The following is a 15,801-nucleotide window of genomic DNA, read 5'->3' on the forward strand; positions in this document are numbered from 1 at the left end:
TTCCTGAACCATGTTCAGGAGAGTTCAGCGTGAATGTATCAGATCGCCAGTACGGTCACTGCAAGTTGGTTTGAAATAGCCCAAGTGTAAGGACTCCGTCCCGCTGGCGCGATCAGCCTCCGCTGGGGGCCGGGAAAGAGCCTGTTACCGCGCGGATCTTCTGTCGCCGCCCGGCTCGCTCGATCTCCAGCTCCAGGGTGCTGCCCACCTCAGTGCGCTCCACCTCCTGTTGCACCTGATCGGCTGTGGTTACGGCACGACCATTGATGGAGAGAATGACATCCCCAGACCGCAGCCCTGCCCGTTCCGCTGGGGATCCCTGGATGACTTCGCCAATCAGTACACCCTGATCCACCGTTATCAAAATGCGGCTATTGGGATCCTGGTTGAGGCGCTCCTTCAGCTCTGGAGTCAGCGTGAGCATGCGGATGCCCAGGTAGGGGTGATCCACCTTGCCGCGAGTGATCAACTGATTGGCCACCCGCTGGGCCGTCTCAATGGGGATGGCGAAGCCCAACCCTTGCGCTCCCTGGATGATGGCGGTGTTCACCCCTATCACCTCCCCTTGAGCGTTGAGCAGCGGGCCGCCGGAGTTGCCGGGGTTAATGGCCGCATCCGTTTGGATAAAAGATACCCGCTTGTCAGGCACCCGAATCTCCCCGCTGGAACGGCCCAAAGCGCTGATGATCCCAGCCGTAACGGTGTTATCCAAACCCAGGGGGTTGCCGATGGCAATGGCCCACTGGCCCGGCTCCAGGGTTTCCGAGCGCCCCAGCTTCACGGTCGGCAGGTTCTGGGCGTTGATCTTCACCACGGCGATGTCCGTAACCGGATCCGAACCGATTACCTGCCCATCAAAGCTGCGGGTATCCTTGAGCGTCACCGTTACCTTGTCGGATCCCTCGACCACATGGGCATTGGTGATGATCTGGCCGTCTGGGCTGATGATGAACCCAGAGCCGGTTCCCTGCTGTCGCCGCTGCCGAGGGATGGAAGGGATCGCTTGGCCGAAGAAATCTCGGAAAAAGGGATCGCTGAAAAACTCCTCCGGAAAAGGGGCAGGGGCGCGCACCGTCCGCTCAGCATCGATGCGAACCACCGCCGGCCCCACCTTTTGCGCCACATCGGCGATGAAATTCAGGTTCAGTTGGGGCGGGGTTGCCGTCGTCTGGGCAGATACCCCCTTGCCCCCCATCAGAGCTGCTCCCAGCCCAATGCCCAGCAGCACCAGCAGCACCGACGAGAGAAGAGACTTCCAAGTGGAGATGGCAAAAGGCTGGAAAGAGGATTGAGCAGGTTGGGCGGAAGCTTCTGACCCGGGAGAGGGCTGGCCCGGCATGGATGTTCTGCGCTTCATAGCTACAAGAAGAGGGTTGGGATGCTGCAAGACTTCGGCCCCACGCAGGGGGAGAAACCTAGGGCCTAATCTAACATGGACAGCAGGGATCCCAGAGTGGGCAACCCTGGCGCTTTGCCGTACTTCTATCTGGAGCGAAGAGCAGCGGAATCTGCTCACCTGAGGTAGCCCATTTCCATTCAGTTGGCTTTGATCAAGATAGGTAAAAGATAGGTAAGGCCCGAAAGGCTCCCGGTTTTGTCCGGTTTGCAGCTAACGTAGGAATAATGAATGGGGGTAAGACCATGACCAACCCAGCCAGCCGCCTGTTGGCTCCTCTGCTTGGCGGATTGCTCTCAGCGCAGATGGCCGCCCCAGTTTTGGCCCAAATGGGGCCCTTGCCACCACCGCCTGCCGGTGAGGGATGGCGTCCTGTGAATCCTCGCCCCCTTCCCCCTGGCCCTCAACCCCTGCAACCTGGCCAGCCCTTTCAACTGCAAACCACGTTGCTATTGCGCTCTGGGGATCTAATCCAAGCGGTGCATCGCTCCCCAGAAACCCTCTTGATTGCCCCTGGGGAAACCCGCGCCGTCAGCCTTAGCTTGGATACCCCTCTGCGGGACATCTACGGCAACATGGTCGTCCCGGCGGGGGCTGTTTTGGAAGGCCAATTTCAGCCGGTGAGCGGCGGCACCCAGTTTGTTTCGCGGGCTTTGATTTTCAACGGCCAATCCTACCCCCTCTACGCTCAGAGCCAGGTTATCCCGCTGCGCAAGGATCCCCGCCACACTTCCGGGGAAGCGATTGTGCAGGATGCCTTGATCGGGGCAGCCGCAGGAGCGATTTTGGGGGGCCTCTTCGGCGACCGCGTGATCTCGACGGAGAAAGTGCTGGGCGGAGCGGCGGCAGGGGCTGTCATCGGCAATGTGACGGCACCGGAAGTGGCGGTGATCGACGCCAATGCCAACTTGACTCTGACGGTCACCCAAGATTTTCAGCCCTACCTGCCCTAGCGAGCTTCTGAAAACAGCTCTGGCCAGGGATCCCTTTCTAGGGACTGGCCGTGAGCCGATCCAAAATCTCGTCGTGGGAGAGGCCCTTGCGCACCCATTCCTCGCAGTGGTGCAGCCGCTGAGCCGTGCCGATGAGGAAGCGGTTGAGATCGGCCCCTAGGGATTCGCAGGTGGTCTGCACGCAGATGAGATCCCGCCCCGAAAGCAATGAGAAGAGGCTGGCCAGCATTCCCGCCTCTAGGTATCCGGCAGGCTCTTGCCGTGTAGAAGCTTCCTCCAGGTTGAAGCTGGCGCGAGCGGCCAGGGCAAACCCGGAATGGCGGATCCCGGCTTGAACCAAGCCGTGGTCGGCGGCGGAAAAGTCCAGCTCCAGGCGTCCCCAGCCGTGGGTAGCCCAGAGATCGCTGAGGGCATCCAGGAAGATCCCCATCGGCAATTCCTGCAGCGGCTGCTGGTAGTAGCCGGAAAGCTCGTCTTCAACACGGCGGAAAAATGCCTCTCCCCAATCGCGGCCACAGTTGTAGAGAATGACGCGGGTGGCTTGGCCAGTTTCATAGCGCAGGCCGGAGTAGAGAGCTTCCAGCAGGGGCATGGGAAAGGCCGCCAAGCGGTATCCTCCGCGGCTGTACAGCAGTCCGGTGTGGATGTCAGGGCGGATGTAGTAGGCAGGGCTAAAGCAGTGCCCAGGCAAGATCTGGTCTTGCAGAATCTCTTGCAGGGAGATCATGGCTATTCTCGCAGTCAGGTGGACAAGAGGGCGGGGATGGATAGATTGGGGAGCGGCTGGAATTTTTGGCGTGAGGGAATGAATGATTAAGGAGTGAGCTGTATAAGCTGTATACAGTAAATCGGGAGAAGGAGGTCGCTATCGGAGGGCGCAGGGAACTTTGGTGAATAGATTGAGGGCGAATGGACCTAGTTAACCAGCATGGATTTGGCCAAAAGCAGATAAGGACGGATCATCTCGCTCTCTTCTGCCCCAAAGATGTAGGTCAGGGAGTCGAGCATTAACTTGTAGGCAGGCTGGCATTGGTCGCGCATCTTGAACGATTTCAGGATCGTCTCCAGCCAGTAGAGCAATTTATCCCTCAGGTAGTCTTCGTCGTTGAGCAGCATGGCCATGCAGCAGTAGCGCCACACCATGCTCAGATCCCGGCGGCAGCGCTCCCAGGCCAGGTGACCATGCTGGCGGATTAAATTCGGCATCATCGGCTGAAACTTCTCCATCACCCGATCCAGCAGCTCTTGTTCTTTGGCCTGCAGAACCTGGTAAAGGCGGACCCGCTTCGGGATCCCTTCCACGTAGGCGTGTAGAGTTTTCAACTCGTCCGGGCGCAGATAGCGGCCTTCGCTTTGTTGCATCAGCTCGGCAACCCTTGAATTCATAGATAGAGCCTCCTTCAGTGGGCTTCACACAAACATTTCCGCCAAGGTGAGAGCCCGCTCCGGCGGAACTGTGGGCAGGTCAACCTCGGCCTCAGACCTAGAAGAAGAGGGGGAAGGGAACTGGGCCTGAGAAGTGGCGCAGACAGCTTGTAGCTCTTGCCAGTAGGGGGCAAGCAAACCCTGCTGATCCGCCGGCAGGGATCCCTGAACCACCGCCTGCAACTGCTGGAGCGCTGTCGGCAACCCCAAGTGCCGTTCCATCACCCCACAAGTCCATTGCCGCAGGGGCAAGGGATCCCCTATCAACAGGCTCAGGCCCAGGGAGCGCAAGCAAAAGGCCAATTGACGAGCCAAGAGGCGCTGAGATGGTGTCAGAGGGGACTCTGTTCCACCGCTGTGCCCCTGCTGTTGCAAAACCTTTTGGATCCAGGTCAGCTCTTGCTGTTGTAAGACTTGGTAGAGCTCCAGCCGTTCTTCAAAAGAGAGCGAGTAACGAATCAGGTCTTGCAGATCGTCGGGTGTTAGGTAACCCCCTTCTCGATCGGCAATGCGCTCCGGCCAAGAGTGAAGGTCATCCATGGGTGAAGTCTCCTTAAAAACAGAGGGCAAAACAAAACCGAGATCCCTGAACAAACCAGAGCTAGAGCAAAGCTCCGCCAAACAAAGCGGCAAAATCCTCAAGAGTAAAGGGATCCTCTGCCGGAAATTCCGGCAGCGGCTCTGAGCGTGGGCAGATGCCCGACCAATTGAAGCCGGCAAAAAACTGTCCCACCGACTGGGCAAAGAGCACGGGGGACTGCGGCGGCAGTTCTTGAGCGGAGGAAGCCTTGGCCGGGGGTCGGTTATCCCAGTTCAACCCCTGCAAAAAGACCGCCAGCGGCTGGGTTAAGTCCAGATCGGTGTCTAAGTTGAAGGTGACCATGGGCGTTTCTCCAAAGTGTCGAGGGATCCCAGAGAGCCTTCAAAAGCCACAAGCAAGCCTCACAACTGGTGCAAACGCTGCTCGATCTCGCGGGCGCTGGCCCCTTCGGTGATCCAAAAATTGGCGGCATCAATGCGTTCTTGCCCGCCCAACAGGAACTTGCAGTAGGTTTCCCCCATGGCGTAGCACTGGATCTCGATGCAGGCCAGCTCGCGGGAAGTCATAGCGGTGAAAAACCCGGCAAATAGCCCGGCATAGAGATGACAAACCGGCTTGCCCACATCCCCAAGGGTGCGAGCCACCATCGAGTCAAACAAGTTGATAAACAGGAAGCCTTTTTGTTTGGATTCGGTTTCCACCTCCCACTTGCCCCAGCCCTGAGCCGTAAAAGGCCACCACCAAGTCTCCAGCAAAAACAAAAGGTTGGACTGTTTTACGCCAATCCCATACTCCCGCTCGTACCACTCGGAGAAGTGCTTGGCATCGCGGATGCCCCAATCTCTGCCAATGGTGTACATCACCGCCGCCGAAGCATCTCCCACTTCCCGTTCCAGGCCTGTTTGCAGGCCCACAATAAAGTCTTCGCTCAACAGCAGATTTTGGGTGTTGTTCCAATCGATAATCGTGCCCTGATCTCGGTTGAAGCGGAAGAAATCGCGGTAACTGTAGTGGGCATGCTTGTCGCGGCCCACAGGCAGGGTGACTGCAGGACGGGGATCCGGTCGAGATGTGGTGGCCATGGCGCTCTCCTGATAAAAAATGGATAATTCTAGATTGCAAAGCAACAGGATTTGGTGGGATTTGTAGGGATCAACTGGGCCAGACAATGCCAATGAGTCAACAAAATGAATGGCTAAGCATTCGATAAACTTGGTCAGCTATCTGAGGGATCCAACATTGTTCAACTCTTGTTTGATTGTTTATAAAACAACACCTGCCGAGCTCAAGGGATCCCGGAATATCGACAATCCATCAAACTTCCCGAGTTTGGGCCAGCGTATTGCCAATGATGCGGAAGTCCTCATTTTCTAGCTGCTTAACAGTAGAGCGAGTGATGATCTTGCCCTGCTCCACCAAAACCTTCCCCGTCCGTGGGTGCAGCAGGTCTTGTTCGGCCCGCCGACCGATGAGCACTTCGATATCCCTCAGCGAGTTCACGTACATCCCCGGCGGCAGCTCCACCACCACGCCATCGGAAACCACCCGCGCCTGACAGGCCAGCCGGGAATTGCTGCGGGCGCTGGTAATGGTCTCCAGAGTCTTGGCCTCGCGGGGGGTGATGGGAGTGAGGCTTTCCATTCCCTCTTTGACGTAAACATGACAGGTGGCGCAGAGGCCGCGACCGTTACATTCCCGCGAAACCTGCAGCTCCTCCGACAAAATGGCCGACAGCAGATTGCTGTAGGTATCGACCTCCGAGACACGAGATAAAGGCTCTAGCCGGATTTGTTTAACCATAGACGGGATCCACATTAAGGGCAGACAAAAAACCCCGGCGGGCAAGATCTACTGCATAAGCAACGCAAACAAATCACAACAATTAACTCCCTTCCCCTGCAGCCCCCTTGCAGGTCTACAGCAACACCTGAGTCCCCAGTCAATCAAACCAGAGCACTTCACCAGAGCACTTCCCCCAGAGCACTTCCCAGAGCACTTCAAATGATGAGCCCTGCACCTGTGACCCTGGGAGAGGCTACATTCTTTACTTAACTTATATTCTGGATCTGGAGCAGGTTATTCTGGATGGAAGTGTCATAATACTTATGGAAGTGTCATAATACTTAACTACGAATAAACACGAAATTTTTTTTATCGGCTAGAAAGTTACAAAGTGAAATCACGTAAATTGGAGAAAATGACAATCCTTTCGTAAATATTTATCGCAGATCTCCCCCGGTCGTTCTGTCGGCAAGGTAAATCTTAAGTAGAACCTTCACGGTCTTTTATTGGCAATTTTGTTACAGAAGGATGTGCTGAAGTTTGCCGTAAAAGCGTATTGAGCCATTCGCTACTCTCTTGGCCATTTCTTTAAAGTAGCCCCTCGTTTTGTCTGTTTTTGTCAGTTCTGTCGATTGGGAGCTATTGCCATGGAACCACGCCGGCGGGATCCGCAAACGTTGCAAAACCTGTTGCGGGCTGCCTACCAACAGCTTTTGGAACGCCAGCCCTACCAGCACGAGAAAACAGGAGAGCTGGAGAAAATCGAGCAGGACTTCTTGCGGGGGCGGATCGGGATTAAGCGCTTGGTTCGCCAGATTGGGGGATCCCGGCTCTACCGGCAACTCTTTTTCAGTGCCGGCTGCAACACCCGCTGTGTAGAGCAGGGCTTCAAGCACTTTTTGGGACGGGCCCCGGCCAGCAAGGAGGAGGTGGCCGCCTACCACGACATTTTGGTGCACCAGGGCTTTCAGGCCATGGTCAATGCCTTTATCGACTCTGAGGAATACCGCCACCATTTCGGCAACGACCATCTGCCCCACCCCCGCCAACGGCTAAGCGGCCACCCCCCCTTGGCCTACTTATTGACGGATCGGATGAACCGGCGCCACGGGCTGGGGATACAGGGATCCCCGCTTTTGCACAGTTTGGCGGCGATGGAAGTGGGGATCCCTTAGGCAGTGGGGCCGGGGAGGAAGTCGAGGGTATAGGCTTGGCGAACCTCCAGACCCGCTGCGCCGATCCCCAGGGCCACCATCTCCTGAAAGTAGGTTTGCCAGCGCTGGTGGGTCATGGCGCCGATCCCCAGCGTGGCGGCATCTCCACTGGTGAGAAGGCCGTAGTCTTTTAGGGCTTGGTGGGCGTAGGCCAGGAGGGCCTCGCTCATGTTGGGGTTGTCTTGGCGGATGAGGCGATTGCCGGGGCGGGGATCCTCTAGGTAGCTCTGCCAGCCCTGGATGGAGGCAGCTACAAATTTTCGCACCTGCTCCGGGTGCTGTTCGGCAAAGGGGCGGGTGGTCTCCAGGGTGGTGGCGTAGGGGGAATAGCCGTAGTCGGCCAGCAGAAAAACGACGGGATCAAAGTCCCCCTCCTGGCGCACGCGGAAGGGCTCGGAGGTCACATAGCCCTGCTGGGCAGAAGACTTGTCCAGCAAGAAGGGCGTGAGGCTGAGGTTGTAGGGGCGCTTCTGCTCGTCGGTAAAGCCAAATTTGGCCCGCAAAAAAGGCCAGTAGGTGAGGTTGGCCCCCGGTGACACCCAGATGGGCTTGCCCCGCAGGTCTTCCAGGCGCTCGATGCCCACCCCTGGATGGGCCAAGAGACACTGGGGATCCTTCTGGAAAAAGGCGGCCACGGTGAGAACAGGGATCCCAGCTTGCAGAGCCGCCAGAGCGTCGGGGCTGCCGCCGAGCACAAAATCTGCCGCTCCCCCGGCTAGCAGTTGCAGCACGTTAACCGCCGTTCCCCCCATGCGGATTTCCACCTGCAGACCGTAGTCGGCGTAGATGCCGGTGGCCAGGGCTTGGTAAAAGCCGCCGTGTTCGGCCTGGGCGTACCAGTTGGTGACCAGTCGCAAGGGCCGGGATCTGGCCGAAGAGGGGCGGGAGCCCGCTCCTACTGCTAGCAGAGCAGCTCCACTGGCCAAAAAACGCCGCCGCGGCCAAGGCTCTGGAGTTACACCGGACATAGGCAGGGATCCTCAGGCGGCCACGCTTTCAGTATCTCGCAAGTAGACCAGTTTTTCCTCAGGCTGGCCACCCCTTGGAAGAGGAGCTGTTGGGAGGCGTCTTCGATTTATATTTGCAAAGCAAGCGGGATCCCCTTCTTACAAGGGGCAAGATCGACATTCCAAGGGGTAGGGCATGGGCAAGGTGTATCTAGTGGGGGCAGGGCTGGGCGGGCGGGCGGGCCTGATGCAGGGAGCACTGGAGATCCTACGGCAGGCTGAGGCTATCTGGATCGACGAGCTGGTGGATGAGCGCTTGTTGGCAGAGTTGCCGCCGCAGGCGCAGGTGTGGCGACGCTCTGGGCCAGGAAGCCTCCAGGAGGGCATCCATTGGCTCATCCAGCGCTGCCGAGAAGGCAAACAGGTGGTTCACCTCAAGTCAGGGGATCCCTTGATCTTTGGCCGCGCTCGCGAGGAGATCCAAGCCCTTAGGGAGGCGGGCTGTCCCTTTGAGATTTGGCCGGGGTTGTCGTCGGCCCTGGCTGGCCCCCTCTGGGCAGGGATCCCCCTGACCGATAAGCACTTAAGCCGCGTTTTTGCCGTGCTGACTGCCCACGATCTAGAGGCCTTGCCCTGGAGCGCCCTGGCCCAGTTGGATACTTTGGTGATTTTGATGGGATCCCGGCAGCGACAGCACATTGGCGCACGGCTAATGGAGTCTGGGATCCCGGCAGACCGACCGGTGGCTGTGATCTGGGGAGCGGGGCAGGCAGAGCAACAGGTGTGGGTAGGCACCTTGGCGGAGCTGCAGCAGGAGGCGGGTCAGGCGAAGTTGCCGGGTCTGCTGGTGGTCGGGGAGGTGGTGCGGCTGCGGCAGGACTTTTTGCCGGGGATCCCTCCTTTGCCTCCGCCGGCTCCCCTGGCAGGCAAGACGGTTCTCGTCACCCGTTCCGAGGGGCAATCGCCAGCTTTTTGTGAGTTGCTGCAGGCCCAGGGAGCGCGGGTGCTGGAAATGCCCACCCTGGTGATCCAACCGCCCACCTGTTGGGATCCCTTGGATACAGCCATTGCCAACCTGGAACAATTCGACTGGCTGCTGCTGACCTCTGCCAATGGAGTGCAGGCTTTCTTTGAGCGGCTGCAGCGGCAGGGGCGAGATAGCCGAGCACTCCACTCCCTGCAAGTGGCGGTGGTGGGATCCAAAACCGCTTCCGTGCTGGCCCAGTACGGCATTCGCCCGGATCTGATGCCCTCCGAGTTTGTGGCCGAAGCCCTGCTACCCATTTGGCCGCAGCCAGTGCAGGGGCAGCGCATCCTCTTTCCCCGCGTTGAGTCAGGAGGGCGGGAGGAGCTGGTACAGGGGTTGCGGCAGCGAGGAGCAGAGGTGGTGGAGGTGGCCGCCTATCAGTCCGCCTGTCCAGCAGCAGCGGATCCCCAGGTCCTGGAAGCTCTTAAAGCCCACCAGGTGGACATCCTCACCTTTGCCAGCTCCAAGACAGTACAGCATTTTGCCCACTTGATCCAGCAGGCAGGGCTAGGCCCTGAGATCTGGGATCCACCCGTGCAGATTGCCGCCATTGGCCCCAAGACGGCCGCAACCTGCAAGGCTGCATTTGGTCGAGTGGACATCGCAGCCCAGGAGTATACTTTGGAAGGATTGGTGGAAGCCCTCATCCAAGCGACCAACCGTTCTACCTAGCCTTTTCAGGCCGTTCGCGGTAGCGGTGCAGAGTACCCAGGTGCTCCTCATAGTGAGCCCCCATCAGCCAAACGGAACTCTCCTGGCCCGGCATCCCAATAGATACACCCAGACACCATGTGGCAGACGGCCAAGCTCTACGAAGACATTCTTTACGAAAAAACGGATGGCATTGCCAAGATCACCATCAACCGTCCCCACAAGCGCAACGCCTTCCGCCCCAAGACCATTGCCGAGCTGATTGATGCGTTTGCCGATGTGCGAGAGGATCCCAGGATTGGAGTAGTGCTCTTAACAGGCGCCGGGCCCCATACCGATGGGAAGTATGCCTTCTGCGCCGGCGGGGATCAAAGCGTACGGGGCGAGGCCGGTTACCTGGATGAGGCCGGGATCCCTCGTCTCAATGTGCTGGATCTGCAGCGCATCATCCGCTCTTTGCCCAAGGTGGTGATTGCCCTAGTGGCAGGCTACGCCATTGGGGGTGGCCATGTTTTGCATCTCATCTGCGACCTGACCATTGCCGCCGATAATGCCATCTTTGGGCAAACCGGCCCTAGGGTGGGCAGCTTCGATGGGGGCTTTGGGGCCGCCTACCTGGCGCGAGTGGTGGGGCAAAAAAAAGCCCGCGAGATTTGGTTCCTCTGCCGCCAATACACCGCAGCCCAAGCCCTAGAGATGGGTCTGGTCAATGCCGTGGTGCCAGTGGAAGAGCTAGAAGCTGAAGGGATCCGCTGGGCGCAAGAAATTCTCCAGCACAGCCCCTTAGCCATCCGCTGCCTCAAAGCCGCCTTCAACGCCGACTGCGATGGGCAGGTGGGGCTGCAGGAGCTGGCCGGAGATGCGACGTTGCTGTTCTACATGACCGAAGAAGCTGCTGAGGGCAAACGCGCCTTTTTGGAAAAGCGCCCACCTAACTTTCGCCAGTTTCCCTGGCTGCCATAGTTTGTTTGTTTTCATTAAATTCCACTTCCCCGAAGGGAAGCGACCTGTAGGGCTGGGCTTTACCTCAAACTCAAGCAGCAGCACCACCTGACGGAAATACCGCTGTCGATGTTCCGCCAGGAAATATGCAGCCCGAGGTCTGTCAAAATCAGCGGGTAGCTCCAGCGCTGCTATATCCAACGGTTGCCCCACCAGAGCGTACCCCAGAGATGCAAAGAGACCAGCCACCTCAGCAACCGATCGGATCCCTCGAATGTCTTCCACATCCAGTTGAGTAGCCATTGCCGCACTCCGGTGATCTGTGGCTAGTCTAAGGGGGATCCCGTGCTGGACTCTCACAACAAAAAGTATTGGAGGGTTCGAGACAAAATCCTGAAAACTTTTGCTGGATAGGGTTTCTGGCGCTTGGAGAGGAAATCAGCTAATACTTTCTTTCACGAGCTTTTTCGCTCAGGATCAGGTAAGGGATCCCTGTACAAAGCTGAGATCGCCTGCCCCGCATCCTGAATCATTTGCCGAAGGGGCTCTGGGCTGACCACCAACACCTCCCCCCCAAAGCCTAGGATCCAGCGCTTTAGGTCGACGTCCTCCAGAGACCAACGGGGCAAGACCACCTCAAGCCGGTGGGGAAACTGACTATTTCCAGTTGGGGGCAAGTTGAAGATGGACTTGGGCCGCGAGGATCCCGATATGCGGGGGGACATACGCTGGTGCTTAAAGCGTCGGGTGCCCTCGCTCACAAACGGAAAAATCCGATCGCTAAACCAAAGTTCCAAAGTGACTTCCGCTTGGCGGCGCTCGTTGGGATCCCGGCTGAGGATCTGTTTCTGCAGATGCGGGTCATTGCCCAAAAAGATCCCGGCACTGACATCGTAGAGCTTGTGCAGGCGTTCTAGGGCAGCCAACTGCTCTTGGCGGGAGCGCGTTGCACAATGCCGCCGGTTAAGAAAGAGCCGATCCATCCGCTCAAACCGCATCAGTCCCTGCCTCTTCGGGCTGTGATACTCGCAGCCCAGGTACCAGGCAATTTGATGAAAGACCAGTTGCAGGGGCCAAATGCGAAAGCTCTCCACATCCTCTCCGGGGAAGGTGGCTCCCGGCAAACGCTTCACCTCCAGTAACTCCCCCCTCTCCATCGCTTCCTCGACCACCTGCAGGCCACGACGATCCGCCAAGGTACCGGAAGGAGCCAAGGTGGGATCCACAATGGGTTGATTGCCCAGCCGACGAGTGGGGTAGATCTCAGAAGTATCAATGCGGCTGAGGCGCATACGCTGCTCCACCATTTCATAGACCGCCTGCTCCCAGGGGTTTTCCAGAGCACGAGTGCTTACCTGCAAAAGCCGGTAGATCTGCTTGAGTTCATGGCGAGTGAAGATCCCAGAGTGAGTGAAGTAGCCCCGCTTCATCGGGAAGGATGGCAGAATCTGGTAGGGCTTCAAGACCTTTTCGATGTCCTTGCGGATGGCATCTCTGTTTTGCCCTCTCACCCAGCCCCGTTGCTGGAGCTCGCGGTTCAAGCTTTCCAAACTGCCCAGCTCGGGATCGAAATGGAAGGGTTGGGTCAAGATCAGGCGGATGGTATAGATCAAGCGGCTGAAGCTATCCCAGTCAGAATATGCGTGGGTGGCAAAGGCTAGAGGTTGCTGGTTTTCGGGTTGAACCAAGAGTTGGTGTTGCTCCCCTGCGTTGTTCTCGCCGGTGTGACAGAGCAAACCACTCTGTTTCAGCCAGATGAGATCTTTAGACAGCAGTTCAGGATCGGCGTACACGGATCCTTTTTCAGAGGCAATCCGGTGGGTGATTTCCTCCAGGGTGCTGCCGGGATGATGGATCAAAATGGCGAGAAGATGGAGCAAGCGCTCAAAGTCAAGCAGCCGAGAGTAGCCATGTAGCGTCGCCTTTCGAGTGGCGTTCTGACGGTTGATCAAGGTGCGAGGAATGCCACTGACCTTCTCGCGGATTTGTTCTTGGGTAGGCAGGGATCCAGACAAATCCAAGGTCAGTACATCCAGGAATCCCTCTGCGGGTATAGGCGGAAAAGTCTTTAGTGCCTGAGCCATCGCTTCTATGAAAGAGATGGGTACCTGACGATCCCGCTGCTGATTTCTTTGCTTGCAGACTTCCAGAGGAGTGGTCAGATGCCACCCAATCCAATTTGCGCCGGGCAACTTTTGCAGCAGATCCAGCCGCCAGGGGCGGTAGGCATTGGTAGCATCGTAGACAATAACTTGGCCCTGCTGATGAGCCTTACGAATCTGGGCAAGGGCTAGGCTCTCAATTTCCAGCCAGTTGCCTTGGATTGAGGGATCCCCGTACAACTCTTGACGAATATCATCAGTGCTAACAACTTGAGAACCTTGCCAAGTTGCGGCTAAGACTTTTGCCAGTGTTGACTTGCCGCTAGCGGGAATCCCGATAAGAATGTGGTTGTAGTAGGAAGAGCTTACAGTCATCAGTTTGTTCTCCTTCAGGAAGAACGCAAGTCTCGAAGAAGTCTCTCCCTCGCCCAGGTCTTTAGGCCGGTATAGAGGTAGAGATCATCATCTGTAATAAGGCGCTGCTTATCGATATTGGGCAGCTTCAAAAGAGGAGATATAAGAATATCAGCCAAAACTTTCAAGATATTTTCGTAAGGACAGGCTCCTTTCTGTTTCGCCTCTTTATTTAATTCAGAGATGCGGTTGCTAGAGAATCCCTGACTGTCATGGATCATCTCATTGCGCTTGCGGATCCAAAATTCTAGGCTATCAATTTTTTCTTTTAGATCTGACAAGGATTTATCCTCACAGGCTCCATTCTTTCCTACATTCTTGCGGATGGCAAGAAGGATGGCCAAAAAACTAAGCTTACTCGCACGATAGAGAATCTTTGCATATTCTCCATCTTTGAAATAATCTAAAGAGTCCAGCAAGCCAAGCTGATCTTGAGGCAGCAGTCGCTTAATTTCACGAATCTCAACTCGGGATCCCACAGTAGCTGACTTCAGGTACTGACGACCGCCAAGCTTTTCGATAACTTCATCGAGAATTTCCTCACAAAGTGAAGACATTCTTGAAAGAAAATGGGAGATCTGCTGATTCTGTTTGTATATCTTGCATTGGGAATATAAGTTAAGCAAAATACTGTGGTTTCCAATGGCCTGATTGATTCGAGTGTCTAGATCCAAACTTATATCCAGATTCATCTCTTTCTTGGAAGCTCTGGCAGCCTCGATATCTAAGTTCATGAGTGAGTCTGCCACTTGTAACCCTCTGATTGCATCATCAACCAGTTTCCTGCTGGAATGTAGCTGGGATTTGCTTACTACGCCCTGCTCAATTTGAAAAGACAGAATGGATTGCCAGCTCTTGAGAACTTGACAAGCTCCCGCAAAGTCAAAACGTTCTAGCAGTTGCATGACAACGCGATACTTCTGTGTCCGTTGATATTGCCAGTACGAAGTTCGGACGCAGGCTGAGGGTTCTCCTAGAAGCACCTTTCGTTTTGAAAGAATCGGATCCAGAAACAGCAGCTTGGGGATGTCAGCAGTGATTGATTGCAGACGAAGGGCTGTCTGCATTTGAGGGGTTCCACCTTTAGTACTGACAAGAACCACCTCGTTTGAATCAATCTCGTCAACAAAGAAGCGATAATACTCGTTGAGGACAAGATCCTGTTGGTTAGGTTTGACGTTCTGAGGGATCACTCGCTTTAGAAAGAGAATATCCTCCCGCTGTAAATGTCTCTCAATCCACCTTTTAATGATCTCGAACAAGAAGCAAGTATCCTGATGCTGAGGGGGATTTTGATTGGTAACAAAAATGTTGATTTTTTTAACTGAAAACTCCTCAATGGCGGTATGGATTACCCCCCAGATTCTTCCAGGTCGAATGCGCTCCTGCCAAAAATCGGGCTCCCGTTGATAGGCAGCAAGAAGTTTCTCTGTTAGTTCGCGGAAGCTGTAGGCATTCCTGCCTTGACCTCTAACCTCTACGCCCAGCTCTTTACAGAGTCCATTGGCAATAAAGTCTTCTCGACTATTTCTTTCCCATATCACTTTTTCGTCTTCTGTTAGATCCTCGGCAACTTCGTTTGGTTCATCTCGGTCAAAGCCCACAGGAATGTAGTACTCAAAGCCTTGAATTTTTACTGTCAGATCAGAGGTGCCAATGTTAGCAATCAGAGTAGTCATAGTTCCTCACTTAGGATCAAAGTTCACCTTCTCATAGATGTCTTTCAGGGCAAGTTGACAGAAGCTTCGGAGCGAGAATGGGCAATCATAGCTTTTGCTCCTGGATCCAGTTGCGTAGATTCTGTTCAGCCTGAATCTCATTCTCTCGAGCCTCTGCTAAGAATTGGTAGAGTCTGTCTTTGGAAACCCCTGGAAAACTAGGACTGGTTTCTAACTCTTGGTAGCCTTGCGCAGTAAGTTCATAGATTCGCAGTTCCTCACCATTGAACTGCCACAACTCAGGGATCCCTATGGCAGCATAGAGGGCTAACTTGTTGATAGTACTGTGGGTTATGTCAACTTCCACCACCAGATCTGGAGGCGGATCTTGGCTAAAATCTACAGTGCGTCCCTTGACTTTAGGTTGATTCTGTAAGTAGTAGGCATTGTCAGGTTCTGCTCCTCGCTCTATATGGGGATAATTAAGAGTTGTAGAGCCCATAGTTTTAATCTGTCCTAAGTATGCAGTAGCCAGGATGCGTACGAAGAGATCAATCATCCTGACCAAAAACTCGTGATCTTCGAGTGGCATGGTGATTTCCAGAGTACCCCGGTCGTAGATCAAGCGAGAAGAACGGTGCTCTCCTAGTGCCTGAAGGATCTGCTGGTAGCGATCCCAGGTAAGGTGATGGAAAATGACCCGTTGTTCGGGAAGATGTGAGCGAGTGGGAATGATGAGCATATCAGAC

General features: G+C 55.7%; 15 protein-coding genes. 4 read left to right on the forward strand and 11 right to left on the reverse strand.

Annotated elements, in window-relative coordinates:
* Positions 1-112: 112 nt before the first annotated feature.
* The gene (locus NW843_RS00890) at positions 113-1,357 is read right to left on the reverse strand and encodes an HhoA/HhoB/HtrA family serine endopeptidase (protein WP_414521838.1); all 1,245 of its coding nucleotides are present in this window, start codon (positions 1,355-1,357) and stop codon (positions 113-115) included.
* 284 nt (positions 1,358-1,641) lie between these two features.
* On the opposite strand from NW843_RS00890, the gene NW843_RS00895 reads away from it, so the two are divergent.
* The gene (locus NW843_RS00895) at positions 1,642-2,349 is read left to right on the forward strand and encodes a hypothetical protein (protein ID WP_011432227.1); all 708 of its coding nucleotides are present in this window, start codon (positions 1,642-1,644) and stop codon (positions 2,347-2,349) included.
* A 37-nt stretch (positions 2,350-2,386) separates the two neighbouring features.
* Here NW843_RS00895 and NW843_RS00900 read toward each other — a convergent pair whose 3' ends face one another.
* The 6 genes from NW843_RS00900 to NW843_RS00925 all read right to left on the reverse strand — a co-directional run bounded on the left by NW843_RS00900 (position 2,387) and on the right by NW843_RS00925 (position 6,115).
* Positions 2,387-3,076, reverse strand: coding sequence for a V4R domain-containing protein (locus tag NW843_RS00900; protein WP_414424583.1), 690 nt, complete (start codon positions 3,074-3,076; stop codon positions 2,387-2,389).
* Positions 3,077-3,264: 188 nt separating this feature from the next.
* Positions 3,265-3,735 (reverse strand): phycobilisome protein, encoded by a 471-nt coding sequence (locus tag NW843_RS00905; protein WP_414344046.1) that lies wholly within the window; start codon positions 3,733-3,735, stop codon positions 3,265-3,267.
* Positions 3,736-3,759: 24 nt separating this feature from the next.
* A complete protein-coding gene (locus tag NW843_RS00910) occupies positions 3,760-4,314 on the reverse strand; it encodes a hypothetical protein (RefSeq protein WP_414521839.1) in 555 nt (184 codons plus the stop codon).
* Positions 4,315-4,375: 61 nt separating this feature from the next.
* The gene (locus NW843_RS00915) at positions 4,376-4,657 is read right to left on the reverse strand and encodes a hypothetical protein (protein WP_011432223.1); all 282 of its coding nucleotides are present in this window, start codon (positions 4,655-4,657) and stop codon (positions 4,376-4,378) included.
* A 59-nt stretch (positions 4,658-4,716) separates the two neighbouring features.
* Positions 4,717-5,397, reverse strand: a complete 681-nt coding sequence (locus tag NW843_RS00920; protein ID WP_414331881.1) for a V4R domain-containing protein — start codon at positions 5,395-5,397, stop codon at positions 4,717-4,719.
* Between the two features lie 232 nt (positions 5,398-5,629).
* Positions 5,630-6,115 (reverse strand): 2Fe-2S iron-sulfur cluster-binding protein, encoded by a 486-nt coding sequence (locus NW843_RS00925; protein WP_414331883.1) that lies wholly within the window; start codon positions 6,113-6,115, stop codon positions 5,630-5,632.
* A 629-nt stretch (positions 6,116-6,744) separates the two neighbouring features.
* Between NW843_RS00925 and NW843_RS00930 the strand changes: the two genes are divergently transcribed.
* Positions 6,745-7,272: a phycobilisome rod-core linker polypeptide gene (locus NW843_RS00930; protein ID WP_414521840.1), complete on the forward strand. Its 528-nt coding sequence runs from the start codon at positions 6,745-6,747 to the stop codon at positions 7,270-7,272.
* Here the strand turns inward: NW843_RS00930 and NW843_RS00935 are convergent.
* On the reverse strand, positions 7,269-8,279 hold the full coding sequence (locus NW843_RS00935) for an ABC transporter substrate-binding protein (protein ID WP_414521841.1): 1,011 nt from the start codon (positions 8,277-8,279) through the stop codon (positions 7,269-7,271). The two genes, NW843_RS00930 and NW843_RS00935, sit on opposite strands and share 4 nt — an antisense overlap.
* 175 nt (positions 8,280-8,454) lie before the next feature.
* Here NW843_RS00935 and cobA point away from each other — a divergent pair, with 175 nt between their 5' ends.
* On the forward strand, positions 8,455-9,957 hold the full coding sequence (gene cobA, locus NW843_RS00940; protein ID WP_414521842.1) for a uroporphyrinogen-III C-methyltransferase: 1,503 nt from the start codon (positions 8,455-8,457) through the stop codon (positions 9,955-9,957).
* 117 nt (positions 9,958-10,074) lie between these two features.
* Positions 10,075-10,899: a 1,4-dihydroxy-2-naphthoyl-CoA synthase gene (gene menB, locus NW843_RS00945; protein WP_011432215.1), complete on the forward strand. Its 825-nt coding sequence runs from the start codon at positions 10,075-10,077 to the stop codon at positions 10,897-10,899.
* 434 nt (positions 10,900-11,333) lie between these two features.
* Here menB and NW843_RS00950 read toward each other — a convergent pair whose 3' ends face one another.
* The 3 genes from NW843_RS00950 to NW843_RS00960 form a co-directional block, all read right to left on the reverse strand.
* Positions 11,334-13,355: an AAA family ATPase gene (locus tag NW843_RS00950; protein ID WP_414521843.1), complete on the reverse strand. Its 2,022-nt coding sequence runs from the start codon at positions 13,353-13,355 to the stop codon at positions 11,334-11,336.
* 14 nt (positions 13,356-13,369) lie between these two features.
* Positions 13,370-15,073, reverse strand: coding sequence for a hypothetical protein (locus NW843_RS00955; RefSeq protein WP_414521844.1), 1,704 nt, complete (start codon positions 15,071-15,073; stop codon positions 13,370-13,372).
* An 85-nt stretch (positions 15,074-15,158) separates the two neighbouring features.
* Positions 15,159-15,794, reverse strand: coding sequence for a Uma2 family endonuclease (locus tag NW843_RS00960; protein WP_414521845.1), 636 nt, complete (start codon positions 15,792-15,794; stop codon positions 15,159-15,161).
* Positions 15,795-15,801: the final 7 nt, after the last annotated feature.

The organism is Synechococcus sp. R5-12, assembly GCF_047502655.1.
Lineage (GTDB): Bacteria > Cyanobacteriota > Cyanobacteriia > Thermostichales > Thermostichaceae > Thermostichus.

What these genes read in the sequence shown, in the direction of transcription:
- menB (WP_011432215.1), top strand. Translation starts at nt 10,075, where the DNA reads ATGTGGCAGACGGCCAAGCTCTACGAAGACATTCTTTACGAAAAAACG.
- NW843_RS00905 (WP_414344046.1), bottom strand. Translation starts at nt 3,735, where the DNA reads ATGAATTCAAGGGTTGCCGAGCTGATGCAACAAAGCGAAGGCCGCTAT.
- NW843_RS00960 (WP_414521845.1), bottom strand. Translation starts at nt 15,794, where the DNA reads ATGCTCATCATTCCCACTCGCTCACATCTTCCCGAACAACGGGTCATT.
- NW843_RS00895 (WP_011432227.1), top strand. Translation starts at nt 1,642, where the DNA reads ATGACCAACCCAGCCAGCCGCCTGTTGGCTCCTCTGCTTGGCGGATTG.
- NW843_RS00935 (WP_414521841.1), bottom strand. Translation starts at nt 8,279, where the DNA reads ATGTCCGGTGTAACTCCAGAGCCTTGGCCGCGGCGGCGTTTTTTGGCC.
- NW843_RS00925 (WP_414331883.1), bottom strand. Translation starts at nt 6,115, where the DNA reads ATGGTTAAACAAATCCGGCTAGAGCCTTTATCTCGTGTCTCGGAGGTC.
- NW843_RS00955 (WP_414521844.1), bottom strand. Translation starts at nt 15,073, where the DNA reads ATGACTACTCTGATTGCTAACATTGGCACCTCTGATCTGACAGTAAAA.
- NW843_RS00930 (WP_414521840.1), top strand. Translation starts at nt 6,745, where the DNA reads ATGGAACCACGCCGGCGGGATCCGCAAACGTTGCAAAACCTGTTGCGG.
- NW843_RS00920 (WP_414331881.1), bottom strand. Translation starts at nt 5,397, where the DNA reads ATGGCCACCACATCTCGACCGGATCCCCGTCCTGCAGTCACCCTGCCT.
- NW843_RS00890 (WP_414521838.1), bottom strand. Translation starts at nt 1,357, where the DNA reads ATGAAGCGCAGAACATCCATGCCGGGCCAGCCCTCTCCCGGGTCAGAA.
- NW843_RS00900 (WP_414424583.1), bottom strand. Translation starts at nt 3,076, where the DNA reads ATGATCTCCCTGCAAGAGATTCTGCAAGACCAGATCTTGCCTGGGCAC.
- cobA (WP_414521842.1), top strand. Translation starts at nt 8,455, where the DNA reads ATGGGCAAGGTGTATCTAGTGGGGGCAGGGCTGGGCGGGCGGGCGGGC.
- NW843_RS00910 (WP_414521839.1), bottom strand. Translation starts at nt 4,314, where the DNA reads ATGGATGACCTTCACTCTTGGCCGGAGCGCATTGCCGATCGAGAAGGG.
- NW843_RS00915 (WP_011432223.1), bottom strand. Translation starts at nt 4,657, where the DNA reads ATGGTCACCTTCAACTTAGACACCGATCTGGACTTAACCCAGCCGCTG.
- NW843_RS00950 (WP_414521843.1), bottom strand. Translation starts at nt 13,355, where the DNA reads ATGACTGTAAGCTCTTCCTACTACAACCACATTCTTATCGGGATTCCC.